Here is a 14,890-nt window from a genome sequence, read left to right as displayed (position 1 = left end):
TCGATGGCGGCGGTGTGCCGAGTGCGGGGCTCGCAAGCTCACTCCTCGCGTACACGGTGTACCGTCGAATGACCGCGGCGCGGCAGTTTCGCGCCTCGGGGTCGAGGCCGGCCCGCATGGCGGCTGCGACCGCCGCTCACCGCGGCCACACCATCAGACGGTCAGGACGTCGATCAGGAGGATGCGGGCGCTCCGGCGCTCGACAACAGTATGGAACGTACGCGTTTCTTCCGCCGACCGGTGGTCTGGATCATCCTGGTCATCCTCGGCGCCGTTGTGCTCAGTCAACTGTTCACCGGTGGTCCCAGCTACCACCGCGTGGACACTTCCGTTGCGCTCGACCAGCTCCACACGGTTGACATCAAGAAGGTCGTTTTCCAGGACAAGGAGCAGACGCTCCAACTGGACCTGGCAAACAAGACCAAGTTCGGCAAGACCACCACCGACAAGATCGAGGCCCAGTTCCCGTACGAGGTGGGCAGCCAGGTCTGGAACGAGGTGCTGGACGCCAAGGCGGCCAACCGGGTCAAGGGCCCGGCGGACGCCAAGGTCTCGTCGGACAGCATCTGGGTGAGCCTGCTGGTCAACCTGCTGCCGATCGCGCTGCTCGTGCTCCTGCTGCTGTTCTTCATGTCGCAGATGCAGGGTGGCGGCTCCCGGGTGCTCAACTTCGGCAAGTCCAAGGCGAAGATGATCACCAAGGACACCCCCAAGACGACCTTCGCGGACGTCGCGGGTGCCGAGGAGGCCGTCGAGGAGCTGTACGAGATCAAGGACTTCCTACAGAACCCGGCGAAGTACCAGGCTCTGGGCGCCAAGATCCCGAAGGGCGTGCTGCTGTTCGGCCCGCCCGGCACCGGCAAGACGCTGCTGGCCCGCGCGGTCGCCGGCGAGGCCGGGGTGCCGTTCTACTCGATCTCCGGCTCCGACTTCGTCGAGATGTTCGTCGGTGTCGGCGCCAGCCGGGTCCGTGACCTGTTCGAGCAGGCCAAGACGAACGCCCCGGCGATCGTCTTCGTCGACGAGATCGACGCCGTCGGCCGGCACCGTGGTGCGGGCATGGGCGGCGGTCACGACGAGCGGGAGCAGACGCTCAACCAGCTGCTCGTCGAGATGGACGGCTTCGACACCAAGGGCGGGGTCATCCTGATCGCGGCCACCAACCGGCCGGACATCCTCGACCCGGCGCTGCTGCGCCCGGGCCGGTTCGACCGGCAGATCCCGGTGGACGCCCCCGACATGGAGGGCCGCAAGGCCATCCTGCGGGTGCACGCCAAGGGCAAGCCGTTCACGCCCGACGTCGACCTCGACGCGGTGGCCCGGCGTACCCCGGGCTTCAGCGGCGCCGACCTGGCCAACGTCATCAACGAGTCGGCCCTGCTCACCGCCCGCAAGGAGCAGCGGGCGATCACCAACGACTCGCTGGAAGAGTCGATCGACCGGGTGATCGCCGGTCCGCAGCGACGGACCCGGGTGATGAGCGACCAGGAAAAGAAGATCACCGCGTACCACGAGGGTGGTCACGCGCTGGTCGCCTGGGCGCTGCCGCACGCCGCTCCGGTGCACAAGGTGACGATCCTGTCCCGTGGCCGCTCGCTGGGCCACACCCTGGTGCTGCCCACCGAGGACAAGTACACCCAGACCCGCGCCGAGATGATCGACACCCTGGCGTACGCGCTGGGTGGCCGGGCCGCCGAGGAGTTGGTCTTCCACGAGCCGACCACCGGCGCCGGCAACGACATCGAGAAGGCCACCCAGTTGGCCCGCGCGATGATCACGCAGTACGGCATGAGCTCCAAGCTCGGCGCGATCAAGTACGGCACCAGTGGGGATGAGCCGTTCCTCGGCCGCAACATGGGCCACGAGCGGGACTACTCGGACTCGGTGGCCGCCGAGATCGACGGCGAGATGCGGGCGCTGGTCGAGCTGGCGCACGACGAGGCCTGGGAGATCCTGGTGGAATACCGGGACGTCCTGGACAGCATCGTGCTCGAGCTGATGGAGAAGGAGACCCTCTCCACGGCCGACATGGCCCGGATCTGCGCCCGGGTGGTCAAGCGCCCGCCGCTGGCCCCGTACAACGGCTTCGGCAAGCGCCAGCCCTCCACCGAGCCGCCCGTGCTCACCCCTGCGGAGAAGGACAAGCTCAAGGCGCAGGCCCAGGCCGACGGCGCGCAGGCGTCGGTCGGCGGCGGCACGCCGTCCAACAACTCGGACGGCACGCACTGAGCAACGACCCGACGGCGACGACGAGCTGGACTACGTGGCCGCGCGGCTGATCAGCGGCAAGCTGACCGGCCGCCCCGTCGAGGACGCGGTCGACCTCGGCCGGATCGAGAAGGCCGTCCGCGAGATCCTGATCGCGGTCGGCGAGGACCCGGACCGCGACGGACTCCAGCAGACCCCGGCCCGGGTCGCCCGGGCGTACGCCGAACTCTTCGCCGGCCTGCGGGTCGACCCGGCCCAGGTGCTCAGCACCACCTTCGAGGCCAACCACGAAGAGCTGGTCATCGTCCGGGACATCGACGTGATGAGCCTGTGCGAGCATCACCTGCTGCCGTTCCGCGGCAGCGCCCACATCGGCTACATCCCCGGCCCGGACGGACGGATCACCGGCCTGTCCAAGCTGGCTCGGCTGGTCGAAGTCTTCGCCCGGCGACCGCAGGTGCAGGAGCGCCTCACCTCACAGGTCGCCGACCTGCTGATGAGCAAGCTCGCGCCACGCGGCGTCGTCGTCGTGCTCGAGTGCGAGCACATGTGCATGGCGATGCGCGGCATCCAGAAATCCGGTGCCAAGACGATCACGTCGGCGGTGCGCGGGACCCTCCAGCAGGACGCCAAGTCGCGGGCCGAGGCGATGGCGCTGATCATTCCTCGCTGACACCACCGGAACGTTCGAACAGCCGGCCGACCCCATCCCGGGACGGCCGGCTGATCCGTTTCCGGACCGGCCGGGTGCTCAGTCGCCGGGACCGCCGACGTCGGAAGGTCAGCCCGCCAGCAGGGCCAGCAACAGGCCCGCCGTGACCAGCACCGCCGGCACCAGGCAGACCAGCGCACCGAAGCGCACCGTGCGGTCCAGCCGTTCGCCGGGGTTGGCGCGGAACACCCGCCCGAGGCCGATCCAGCCGGCCACGAAGGCGACCGCCGGCATTGGCAGACCACAGATCAACGCCGCCACGCTGGCCGCGCCGACCCCGGTCGCCGCGTAGACGATGATTTGGATCAGTGGCACCAGCAGCGCCAACGGCCCGTACACCAGGAGATTGCGCAGCCGCGGCGGCCAGGTCGCCGGGCGGAGTCGGCCGCGCGCGGCCAGCGTCGCGTCCGCCGCCTCGGCCCGACTCCGGGCGTCCCGTAGCGCCGCCAGTACGGCCGCCGGCCCACCGGCCATCGATCGCGCCGCCTCGGTCAGCTCCGGCGGAGACGGCACCAGCGAGATCGCCGGTACGCCCAGCGCCCGCAGTCGCTCCTGCTGGCTCGCCAGCCCGGTGCGGACAACGGTCAGCTCCTCCCGGGCAGCCTCCGCCGACCGGGCCTGCTCGCCCGCGGCGGCCGCCGCGCCGCGGCGTACCCCATCGAGCTGGCGGGCTGCCGCGAGATACTCCGACCAGGCCGTGGTGGGCTCCACACCGGCCGGCGCGACGTCGTCGCCCGGCTCGGCGGCCCGCTGTCGGCCCGGCCCGGTCACCGTCGCGTTCGAATCCATCCCCACCCCCGCGCGCACCGTCGGATCACCCGGCCTCGTCGGCGAACGGCACCAGCACCGTGCCCCGCTCGTCCGGACCGTCCCAGAGCACCGCCCGGTCGGGGCGCGGCCGCCACTCCACCGGCCGGCCGAAGACCGCGGCGAGCTGAGCCGTCGGTACGTCCAGCACGACCACTGCGGCGAGCTTGTCCACCGAACCCTCCGGCTCGAGCAACGCGGCGAAGGACGGCACGGCACGCCACCAGCCCAGCAGATGCCGACCCGCCGGCGGCCCGTCCCGCAGCAGCGCGCGCAGCCGGTCCACCGGCAGCTCCCGTGGCCCCGGGCGGTCCAGCCCGAACACCACAAGGTATGTCGGCAGGTCGCTGTCCCCGTCCGCGAGCAGCGTCGGCAGGTCGACCATCGTGGCCGGGTGCCGAGCGGCCAGCTCGGCCGTCAGCGCCTCCGCCAGCGGCCGGGAACCCGGGTCGGGTGCGGCCACCAGGAACCGGGCGGTGCCCGGCGGGTGGTGGTTCGCGGTGCTCCGGGCCGCCGTCGCCAGCAGCCCGCCGGCCGCCGCGCCGGATCCGAGCACGGCGAGGTTGCGCCCCGCCGCCGGCCCCAGCGGCACGGCCACCGTCGAGCGGGTCACCCCCACCGCCCGGCCGAGCAGCGCGGCCGGCGCGTGCGCCTGCCCAGCCAGGGCCGCCCGGTGCCGTGGGTCATTGCCCAGCAGTGGCCGCGCGTACCCCGCGAACACCACCGGCGGCACCGAGCCGGCCGGCCGGGCCCCCCACAGCTCGTGTCGCAGCCGCTCCACCACCTCCGGGTGGTCCTGCGGGTCCGGATGGCGGATCAGCCGCTCATGACCGCGGGTCGCGCCACGGGGGCCGCCGAGCCCACCGGCGGTGTTCACCACCGCGCTGCCCACGGGCAGCCCGGCTGCCGAGTCGTTGGTCGGTTCCAAGACCGGGCCGCCGCCCGGCAACGCCACCCGCACCGGAAACTGCCCGAGAACCGAATCCCGGTGCCCGGCATCCGCCCGGCCGCTCAGCCCCAGCTCACCCGCGCCCGCAAGCACAAGGTGTACGCCGTACGCCCGGCCGGTGCGGGCCAACCCGTCCAACTGGGCCGCCATCTCACTGGCCAGCCGGTCCCGCTCCGCGAAGATCAACGGCAGATTGTCCAGTACGCAGACGATCCGAGGCAGCGGCCGATGCTGACGCAGCTCCGCGAAGCGTTGCCCACCGGCCCGCTCGCTCGCCTCCGCCCGGCTCCGCACCTCGGCCGTCAACTGGTCGAGCAGGTCCCGGACGTACTCCCGGTCGGCGGCCATCGCGGCAGCCCGTACCTGCGGTATCCAGGACCGGTCGCGCTCGGTCTGGAGGAACTCCACGAAGGACTCGCCGTCACCGAGGTCCACCAGGTAGAGCGTCAGGTCGTCCGGGCCGTACCGAGCGGCCAACCCGAGCAACGCAGTGGTCAGGAACGCCGCGCGGCCAGCGTCGGACCGGCCGCTGACCAGCCAGTGCGGGGTCAGCTCGGTGAAGCCCAGCGCCACCGCCCGCCCTCCGGCGTCACCGACCGTCGTGGTCAGCCCGTCCGCCGAATCCGACGCCCACAGCTGCTCGTCGGTCGTCGGCAGCAACTCCGCCAAGCCCAACCGCGAACCCGCCTCCACCTGCGCGGCGAGCCGCCGGCACACCGCGTCGACGAGATTCGCCGGCGGGTCCGCCTCGACGAAGACCGGCGAGTTCAGCCCACCCGGTGGATCCGAGCCCGGGCCGGCGAACGACGCACCCGGAGGAGCGCCGAGCAGCCCGTACGCGTTGCGCAGGACCAGTGGCGTGGCGTGTGGCAGTGGCGCGCGGGTCGCGTACGGGCCGGCGGGCGGCCACCCGGCCACCAGCAGGTGCAGCCCAGCGGTCGGCCCCTGCTCGGCCAACGCCTCGATCCGCGCCAGGTCGGTAGGCCCGGTCAGCTCCGGCAGCGCCGCGACCACCAGCAGCAGCGTCCGGTCGTGTCGGCGCCGGCCGCTCGCCCCGGGGGTGACCCACTGCTCCGCCTCGGTCAGCACCGCGCGCAGGCCCGCCACGTCCACGGCCGGAGGCGGCAGCAGGCCAGCGTCGGCCAGCGCTCCGAACGAGGTGAGCGCGGTGCCCGTGGCGTCCACCGCCCGAACCAGCAGGGCACCCGCCGGCGCCGCACCCAGCGCCCGCAGCAGCACAGCCCGGAGCAGACCCGCCACCCGCGGCTCCCGGGCATCGGTGTCCACACTCAGATGCCCGGCGCCGACCAGCGGCACCAACGCGGGGAAGCGGGCGTCGTCCAGTGGCGCTGCCGTACCAACCCGGATGAAGGGCGGCGGGCCGTCACCCGCAGGAGAATCCACGGCCAGCGAATCCAGGGCCGCACCGGCCCAACCCGGAGCCAGCCGCGCGGCGACCGCCCGCAGCCGATCAGCCAAGTCGTACTGGCGGCGCTGGTCAGCCGGAGCCGGGCGGGTCTCGTCGAGGATGCCGGCGGCAGCGGTCGCGACAGCTGCCGCCCGGCGGTGCAGGGCTGCGGCGCGGTTCGTGCGTCCCTTCGGACCGGCCACCGCGTCCACCCCCTCTGTCCGAGGTTGGTAACCCCTTCCGAGCAGAGACGGTACCCCCGCCGGGCGCACTCCTCCGGGAGGTGTTGCGGCGGTGCGCCGGTGTTGTCGGGGATCTCACCGGTGGGGAGGGGTCCGTCACGATCCGCTGGATCTGAGGCATTGGCTCCGGAGCGTCCAGCCGTTAACGTCAGGAGGTGGAATCAGTGCAGCCCCCCGCCGGTTCCCAGGTCTCTCGCGTACCGGCCCAGCGGGCACCATCCGAGCAGCTGCCGCACGCCCCGGCAGCTCCAGCGCCGCAGCAGCCGCGCCGCCGCCTGCGGACCGTGCTCACCGTGGTCGCCGGGGTGCTCGCACTGCTCTGCCTGGGCGGGGTCGCCGCCGCCTACGTGTGGTACGACCGCGCGTCCGCGCCGGACCGCAGCGCGCCAGACGTGGTGGTGGACAACTATCTGCGCGCGTTCCTGGTGGATCGCAACGACACGCGCGCCGACCTCTACACCTGCGCGGGCAGCGCTGACCTCCAAGCCGTGCGAGAGCTCCGTCGTGAAATGCAACAGCGTGAGTCGAACTTCGACGTGACCGTGCGGGTCAGTTGGGGCCCGTTGACCAGAACTTCGTTCCCTGACGGCGAAACTGTCGGCACGACACTGACGATTGCCGGATCTTCCGCTGGCGTTCCTAGGAGCAGTCGACGAGAGGACTGGACGTTTGACGTGGTCGAGGATGACGATGGTTGGCGGGTCTGCGGCGGCGCGCGAGCGAGCTGAGGTTTACTCAATCCATAGGAGATGAACGGGGACTTCCAAGGTGGTCGGCGACTGGCCCCGCCAGGCCCAGCGGTACCAATCCACCTCCGGCGTGATGCGGACGCAGATGTCCCCCTCGGCACCCGAATAGGTCTCGGTGACGGCCCGGAGGTCCCGGTGCTCCTGACCGCCCTCGACGTGCACGACTCGGCGTCCGGTGACCGAGTCCGCTTCGAACACCGGCGTGGGAGACGGATGAGCCGGACCGTCCAATGACACGAGCCGGATGCCAGCACCCCGGCTGGTCTCGGGTTCAATCCGGTCGCCGACCTTCTCCACCCAGACCCGCTCGACGGGCATCAGCGGCGCGAACACCTCTACTTGCTCGGCTTCGGCCCGGTACCACTCGTGCTCGGGGATCACCGGCACGTAGGTTCGAGCACCCTGCACCACCCGGTCATCAGCGCGCAGGTCGCTGCGCCAGCCCAGCCCCGGCAACCCGATCAGCACCCGTCGCCCCCGCAGCTCCACTCGCTCGGTGGCGGACACAATCGTCAGTGGCCGAGGCGGTCGGGGCGCCCAATCGGGTTGATCGGCGAACGGGTCCGGCAGGGGTTCGCTCATGCTCGCGGTGACCTCACGCCGGGCGGCGCAGCGGGGCACCCTGCCCACGCATGAACTGGTTCGGGTCGATTGCACCGCGACTGGAGCGGTCATTGCGCACGTGTACCTCGAAGTGCAGGTGTGGGCCCGAGGAATTGCCGCTGCTGCCGACCTGGCCAATCACTTGGCCGGCCGACACCATCTGGTCGGGCTTCACGCGAGGCTGAACCACCATGTGGCAGTACCGCGTGATGTAGCCGCCTGCATGCAACACATCGACGAACCAGCCACAGCCGCCCTTGCCGGGGTATCCATCCACGTTGCAGTCGAGCCGACCCCGGTTGTCCGGGTCGCAACGGGCAACCAGTACCCGGCCGGTTGCCGCCACCCGAATCTCGGTGCCTTTGGCGGCCCCGATGTCGACCCCGTTGTGGCTGGGGCGTTGAGCGGTCCGGAAGCCCGAGCCGACGCCGCCTGAGATCGGGGCGGTCCAGCCGGAGGCGGCGATCTGGCCGCGTTCGGCCGCGTCGCACACCGCAGTGCCGTTGATCTCGATGGTGCGAGCCGCACCGCCGGACAGCGCATTCACGATCCTGCTGGCTAACTCTTCGTGCTTGGCGTAAGCGTCCGGATAGGCGCTGATCTGGACCCGCTGCGCGACTGCGGTCAGCGGTCGACCTTGCCAACCCTGAACCTTAACGAGCTTCTCGTAGAACTTGCGGGCCGTGTACGCAGGGGTCATCCGCTCGGCGACGGTGCCCCACCCCGGCCGTTGCTGGAAGAGGCCGAGCGAGTCGTGGTCCGCGCCGACGCCCTCGTGTGGCAGGGCCAAGGAGGCCGATACGCCGCTGTTTGCCAGGTTGCGCAGGCCAGACTCCTGCATCGCCGTCGCCAGTGCGATCACCCAACCCCGTGAGGGCACACGCATGTCCTGGCCAACCTTGATGATGATCGCCGCGTTGCGGACCTGCGCGTCGCCGTACTCGGGGAACCGCGGCAGCTTTCCGGTTATGTTGACCGGACGCATTGGGCCGCAGTCCTCATTGGCCAAGGTCGCCCCGTCTTCCGCCTCGCCGCCGAGGCCGCTGAGGAAGAAGGCCGCCGTGCCGCCGGTACAGCAGAGCAGGAGCAGCATCCCGGTCACGATCGATGCGATCACGCCGACCCGTACCGGCCGGCGGCGTGCGGCCGCGCCGCTACCGTCGCTCATGGGCGCTCCCAGTCCAACACGTCGACGAGCCAACCACCGTCTGCGGCGATCAGCTCCAATCGGAGCCGGCCGCTGTCGAGAGGCAGCAGCACCTCCACGAACGTCTCGGTGCGTGACTGCACCTCAGGTGGCCCGGTCGCCTCCTTGGCGGGGACCCCGCCGGGATCGACGCCGGCGAGCTTCTCGGTCAGCGCCGGTGTGGAGAGCGGCCGTAGGCCGGCCTGCCACTGCGCAGCTGTCATTTCGGCGCTACCGAGCCAGGCGGTGGTGAACCGTTCGGCGGTCTGCTCGGGTGTGCGGTCGCCCGGCCGGGTCACCGGTGAGGGCGGGGCGTCGGTGGAGATCGCGCCGTCGTCACCGGCTGCGGGGTCGACGGTCGTGATCGGCTGGTTTGGCCGGTTACTCAACCCGTCAGCGGGGTTACCAGGGCCTGCGACGAGCCGAGCCGCGCCCAGCACCCCGAAGATGAGCACCGCGATCACCAACGCCACCCCCAGCCGGGACCGCAGCGCTCGGGTGACCAGGAACTCCAATGCTCGTCGCATCCGTCACCTCGCCTCTGAGCGCACCCGAGGTCCGGTGCGGTCCGGCGCCGGTTCGCGGGAGCCCGGACGGTAGACCACGAACGACGGCTTCTCGGCCGGCACGTCGGGCTCGGTCCAGGTGGCTGGCTGTTGGCGGCGAGGGCGGGGCGGGCTTGGACGGCCACGGCCGCCTGTCTCCTCGGCGGGTGCCTCGTCCGCGCGTTCCTTACCGTCCGGGCGTCCGGCACCGCTGCGCCGGCCGTCGACCGGAGCGGTCGGCGTCGGGGCCGGGTCCTCCAGCCGAGCCTCCGGGCGTAGCGTCGTTCGCTCGGCGACCGGTGACTGGCGGCGCCCACCCACCGGCTCCGCCGTGCCGCCGGGCTCGGCCACGTCCAGCCGTGCGGCAGTCCGCATGTCGCGAAAGAATCGGCGGTGCCAGGAACCAGCCGAGCTGACCGCCTCGCTGCTGTCCTTGCCGCCGAGTTGAGTGATCCGTCGGTACGGCCGGAGCAGCAGCCAGCCAACCACACCACAGAGCCAGACGAGCACCACTTGAAGCCAGCCCGGCAGGGTGGGTGTACTCATGATCAGATCTACCGCGAAGAGGTAGATCGCTGCGCCAGTGCCGAAAATAGCGATGTTGAACACCGCAGCGACGACCGCGTTGGCCAGTCGGCGCAGTCCGGCGCTGGCCGGTCGGAGCAGACCGATCGTGCCGAGGATTGGGGCTGCGATCACCGCCCATCGGAAGATCAAAAAGCCGAGCAGCACCAGCACTGAGGCAGTCAGATCGAACATCGCGAAGAGCACTGCCGCGAGCACCGCGATAAACCCTGAGCCGATTCGGTCCATGTCGCGGGTGCCCGTCAAAAACTCGTACGCCTCCGGGTCCTCTGTCTTGATCTGCTCTGCGACCGTCATCCACTGCTGCTGCTTGGCCTTGATCGTGGCATCCCGAGTAGCTGGGTTGGCACGCAGCTTCCCCGACTCCTCCCAGGAGAGCGCCTTCGCGTCGTAGAGGGCAGCACCGTACTTGTGGGCGGTCTCGCTGTCGGCTGAGCCAAGCACTCCACGTAGCCAATTGCGGTAGAGCATCGACTCGGTCGCAGTGTCGCTGGCCCGGACAGCTGGTGGTCGGTTGTCCTTGCAGGCCGCAGGATCCGGATCGTCGCACTGATCTGGCGGGGTGTCCCTGGAAGCCGGGCCTATGGCGTCGTGTACGACTCCAAGGGAGGTGATTAAGGTGCCGTCGGCGATGTTCGCCGATTTGACCGGCCAAGCGGCCAGCGCGGTGACCGCGACCATCACCAGCAAAGCCCAACCTGCGGTGGTCATGGCGTTGCTCATGTCCGACTGGCGGGACCGCCAGAGTAGGTAGAGCCCCACCACGCAGAGGGTGATGATGCCGAAGACGCTGAACACCTTTTGGTAGACGGCCTTGGTGGCCTTGTCGACCAACGGGTCGGCCCAGTCCCACATCGCGCGAGGGTCCCAGGCTCGCTCTCGTAGTGCGTTTGAAGCGCCCACGACGGCCGTCGCCATCATGAACTCTCCGTTGGCCACGGTTGTGGTGAACTTATAGTCCGGATGGAGGATGGTAGAGGCACAACCACCCTCCACGTTGTAGGTGTTAAAGCTGTAGCCGCCGTATCCGTAGTCGCTGTAGAGGCCCTTTGGCCCGGGTAACTTGGACGAGTCCGGGCGGGAGGCGAACCAGCCCGCCAGACCCGAATCTGGGGCTGACGGCACGGGCGGCTTCCGGCATTCGATTTCTGCCTGGCCGACCTGCTTCAGCTTTCCTACGCAGGCTCGGAAGTCGGCCTGCCACTCCTGGGTCGTGCAGAGGTCGGCGCGGGCCTGGGCGGCCGGCGGGGCGGTGGTCGCCGCTTCCGCGCCGATCAGCGGCCAGGTGATGGTGGCCCCGGCCAGTACGCCGAGGGCGAGCAGGAACGTTGTGATCCGTGCCCGGGCCCTCGCCATGTCACGCCTCCAGATCCGACAGGGGGATGCTCGGTAGCACTCCGGCCGCGGCGGCGATCGCGGCAGGCGTGGTGTCGAGGTGGTCCAGCAGGCCGTCGACGTACGAGACGTCGACCCGGACCTTCTGCACCCGGCCGTCGACGTCCCGCATCACGAACTCACGGAAGCCGAGCCGGGACGCCGAGCTGGTGTCGGCGGCGGAGAGCGAGGCCAGGGTGGCCTCGTACCCGTCGTTGACCGGCACCCGCAGCAGCCGTAGCGCCTCGGAGGCGATCTCGGCATCCTCGGCGATCCGGCCGACGAAGACGGTGGAGACGAGGTTCTGGACGTCCAGGCCGAGGATGTCGCGTGGATTCTGCGAGGCGACGAGCGCAGCCAGGTTCCACTTGCGGGAGTCGCGGGCGAGTCGGACCAGGAACGAGCGTCCGGATCGCCAGCCCTCCATGAAGTGCGCCTCGTCCAGGCCGACAAGTTTGCGGGAGGACATCGAACCGCCGTAGCAGCGGCGGACGGCGAGCCGGTGCGCGGTGTGCAGCATCGGCAGGGCGAGGGCCTCCTCGGCGGACCAGTACTCCCGTTCGATCTTGAGGTCGGGGAGTCGCAGCCCGGCCATGGTGATCACGGTGAGTGCCGCGTCCGCGCCGAGCAGCCCCTCCGGAGGTCGGCCGAAGAAGAGCATGGCCAGCGGCATCTCGGCGGTGTCCAGCAGGAGGTTGGCCAGTTCCTTGCCGGCGTCGTCGTCGAGCCGCCCGAGGCAGCTCACCACGTCGTCCAGGGTGGAGGTCTCCTCGGCGGGGACCTGGCGTACGGCGTGTCGGAACAGGGTGGCGGTGGACGCCTCCCTGGCCACCTGCGGCGGCACCAGCATCATGCAGATGTCCTGGACCAGCATCCGCCGCTCGGCGCGAGCGTTGGAGACCGCGATCTCGAACTCCCGGTCACCGGCGGCCCCGGCCCCGAACTCCGTGCGCAGCGGTGTGGGGATGAGCGAGTAGGGCGCCAGAGTGCCGTGCTCCGAACCGGTCAGGTTCAACACCCGGGAGTACGGTCGCAGCTCGGGCATGGCGCAGAGGCGGGCCAGTGGCCCGGACGGGTCGAGCAGGGTCACCTGGACGCCTCGGCGGGCAGCCAGGTAGCCCAGCGCGCCGAGCAGGGTCGACTTGCCACCACCTGGCTCGGCCACGAAGACCGCGAGCCCGGAGCGTTCCCGGACCTCCATGGGGAAGTGCAGGTCCAGGAAGACCGGACGACGGCAGGTGCCCGCGGTCCGGCCGATCAGGTCGCCCCGCCGGTCACCTACGTTGGATGCCGCCTGGGGGAGTGCCGCGGCGAGCAGCGGGACCGGCATCCGGCGTACGTAGCCGGTGTTGGCGATCGGCTCACCGGGGATGAACTCGCGTGCCAGCCAGTCCTGGTTCTTTGGGTGCTGCAGCGATATGCGCAGCTCCCGCGAGTAGAGCTGGATGAGCCGGCGGGCCCGCTCCAGGCACTCCTCCCGGGTCCGGCCGCCGACCGCGATCCGGTGCCAGCCGTGCGCGCGGGCCGAGTCGACCGGTAGCCCGGTGGTCATCTCGTCGCCGATCACGAGCGCCCGTTTGGCCAGTCGCTCCAGCTCAGGGGGCGCGTCGATGCCGTGTTCGGCGTAGTCGAGCTGCTGCGAGCGGATCATTCGCAGCCGGTGCTCAAGATTGCGGAACGAATCGCCGGAGCCCAGGATGTCGACCCGGGTGGAGATCTCCATCGGCCAGGGCAGTCGTTCGTGGAAGTGCAGCCACGGCTCGTGCCGCTCCGGGATCTCCAGCGGCTCCATCCGGCCGACGGCGAGCACGGCCACGTGCCGTTCCTCGCCGGTCATCCGGTTGACCAGCTTGACCGTCGACCCGTACGGGGTGCGGTAGCGCTCGACCTGCTCGGTCATGGCGAGCAGGTCACCGCGCTCCCAGCGCCCGTCGGTCACCGGGGAGAGCGTGCCCGGCGGCGACATGCACAGCGCCACCGAGCGGTAGAGCAGCCACTCCAGCTCCTGGGCGGTGACCCGTCGGCCGCGCATGCCGAACGCGCCGAGCACCTCGTCGAACTGCTCCACGGTGCGGCCGAGCTTGCGACGTTCGCCGTCGGCGGTGCCGCGACCGAAGGTACGCAGCAGCCGCTCGGTGAGCGAGTCGCCGAGTGACCGACGGGCGAAGGTGACGCCCAGGTAGGTCTGCCCCTCAGCGTGGTTGACCGCCATGAGGTGCCGCTGTGCGGCGACCAGGTGGTCTGCCCAGCCGGTGGTGCCGGGGACGTCGGGCAGCGGTGCCGCCGTGTGCGTGTCGATGGTGCGCGCCCACTCGTCGGCCGGGAACGGCCGGGTGGTGCGGCGCAGGTGCAGCCGGAAACCGGCCAGGCCCGCGTACTGCTCCGAGATCGCCGACAGCAACGCCTCGCGTTCGGCGTCCGGCCGGAACGCCCAGCGCACCTCGGGCAGCCAATACCAGGCCGTGACGGTGTTCGGGGTGAAGGTCAGGTGGCCGGCGATTTCGGTGATCGCCAACTCGACGGACGGATCGCGGTCACCGAACTTGATCTTCGGTGCGCGGACCCGGGTCGGCCGGACCGGCCGCTCCTCCTGCCGGCTCGCGGCACGCCGCCGGGGTGCGACGACCTCCCGTCCGGGCGGCTGGGTGTGGACCGGCGCGGGCCGATCCGGGTCGGGCCCGGTCGGGCGTCGAGGTGGACGGTCAGCGGGGGCTGTCGTCGGCGCGGTGCTGACTGGTCGGGGTGCCGGACCGGTCGTCGGCGACATCGCGGCGCCTCCGGCAGCGCGCTCCGGCTCGGTCGATGGGCGGTGCATCGGCAGCCGGTCGCCAGCCTGATGCGGGACCCGGGACTCGCCGGCGAGGTTGCCGCCACCGTGCCGCGAGTCGACGGGCCGGGGCTCGACGGGCCGGGGCTCCACGGGCCGCGCGTCAACGGGGCGTGGCGCAACGGAACGTGGCTCATCGGACCGCGGATCGGCGTGCCGACGGCCAACGGCGGGCTCGTCGTCGGGGGTCCACGGTGGTTCCAGCTCGGGCACCCGGTGTGTCGGCCGGGCCGGTGCCGGCCCAACCGCTGCCGGCTGTGGTGCGATGGCCGGCTGCTCGCGGGTCGCCGGGCCGGTCGGGAGGGCCCGCGCCGAGCCAGGGCGGGACGCGCCGAAGAGGTCCAGGAAGGGAGAGTCGATGTCGGCGTTCTCGCCCGCCGACACCGCGCTGGGCTCGGCGGCCGGCGCCCGGCGGGGCACCGGCCGGGGGGCCTGGAAGACGCCGACGGTGCCGTGCCCGGGCGAGGTCACCAGTGCCGGGTCGAGCTCCACCTCGTCCTCAGCGTCGGTGTAGTCGAATGACTGCGCACGGTGACCTGCCGGCCCGGCCGGACGGCCGGCCGGGGAACCCGGCGTGGAAGAGCGACTCATGCGACCGCCTCAAAGACCGGAGAATCCCGCAGCGGCTGCGGCTCCGCCTCGCTCGCCCCGGGGGGTCCCGACACGCTCTTACCCGCGTCACGCGACGGACCGAT

Annotated in this window: 10 protein-coding genes; 3 read left to right on the top strand and 7 right to left on the bottom strand. The window is 71.1% G+C overall.

Annotated features, from left to right (window positions below):
- The first annotated feature begins 210 nt into the window (after positions 1–210).
- Entirely contained in the window at positions 211–2,229 is a 2,019-nt protein-coding gene (gene ftsH / locus V6V47_RS10315; RefSeq protein ID WP_334627866.1) for an ATP-dependent zinc metalloprotease FtsH, read from the top strand.
- A gap of 34 nt (positions 2,230–2,263) precedes the next feature.
- Complete coding sequence (folE, locus tag V6V47_RS10310; RefSeq protein ID WP_334627865.1) at positions 2,264–2,881, top strand: GTP cyclohydrolase I FolE; 618 nt, start codon at positions 2,264–2,266, stop codon at positions 2,879–2,881.
- Between the two features lie 108 nt (positions 2,882–2,989).
- Here the strand turns inward: folE and V6V47_RS10305 are convergent, their stop codons facing one another.
- Positions 2,990–3,709, bottom strand: a complete 720-nt coding sequence (locus V6V47_RS10305; RefSeq protein ID WP_334627864.1) for a hypothetical protein — start codon at positions 3,707–3,709, stop codon at positions 2,990–2,992.
- Between the two features lie 25 nt (positions 3,710–3,734).
- Positions 3,735–6,296, bottom strand: coding sequence for an FtsK/SpoIIIE domain-containing protein (locus V6V47_RS10300; protein ID WP_334627863.1), 2,562 nt, complete (start codon positions 6,294–6,296; stop codon positions 3,735–3,737).
- A 194-nt stretch (positions 6,297–6,490) separates the two neighbouring features.
- On the opposite strand from V6V47_RS10300, the gene V6V47_RS10295 reads away from it, so the two are divergent.
- Complete coding sequence (locus V6V47_RS10295) at positions 6,491–7,054, top strand: Rv0361 family membrane protein (RefSeq protein WP_334627952.1); 564 nt, start codon at positions 6,491–6,493, stop codon at positions 7,052–7,054.
- A gap of 3 nt (positions 7,055–7,057) precedes the next feature.
- On the opposite strand, the gene V6V47_RS10290 is transcribed toward V6V47_RS10295, so the two are convergent.
- The 5 genes from V6V47_RS10290 to V6V47_RS10270 are packed head-to-tail and all read right to left on the bottom strand — an operon-like array spanning position 7,058 to position 14,786.
- The gene (locus V6V47_RS10290; RefSeq protein WP_334627862.1) at positions 7,058–7,657 is read right to left on the bottom strand and encodes a hypothetical protein; all 600 of its coding nucleotides are present in this window, start codon (positions 7,655–7,657) and stop codon (positions 7,058–7,060) included.
- A 13-nt stretch (positions 7,658–7,670) separates the two neighbouring features.
- Positions 7,671–8,846, bottom strand: a complete 1,176-nt coding sequence (locus tag V6V47_RS10285; protein WP_334627861.1) for a M23 family metallopeptidase — start codon at positions 8,844–8,846, stop codon at positions 7,671–7,673.
- Positions 8,843–9,391, bottom strand: a complete 549-nt coding sequence (locus tag V6V47_RS10280; protein ID WP_334627860.1) for a hypothetical protein — start codon at positions 9,389–9,391, stop codon at positions 8,843–8,845. Before V6V47_RS10280 ends, V6V47_RS10285 begins: the two co-directional genes overlap by 4 nt.
- A 3-nt stretch (positions 9,392–9,394) precedes the next feature.
- Positions 9,395–11,350: an MFS transporter gene (locus V6V47_RS10275; protein ID WP_334627859.1), complete on the bottom strand. Its 1,956-nt coding sequence runs from the start codon at positions 11,348–11,350 to the stop codon at positions 9,395–9,397.
- 1 nt (position 11,351) lies between these two features.
- Positions 11,352–14,786 (bottom strand): ATP-binding protein, encoded by a 3,435-nt coding sequence (locus tag V6V47_RS10270; protein WP_334627858.1) that lies wholly within the window; start codon positions 14,784–14,786, stop codon positions 11,352–11,354.
- Positions 14,787–14,890 lie beyond the last annotated feature (104 nt).

This window comes from Micromonospora sp. CPCC 205539 (assembly GCF_036906815.1).
Lineage (GTDB): Bacteria > Actinomycetota > Actinomycetes > Mycobacteriales > Micromonosporaceae > Micromonospora.
This window is presented reverse-complemented; position numbering and strand designations above follow the sequence as displayed.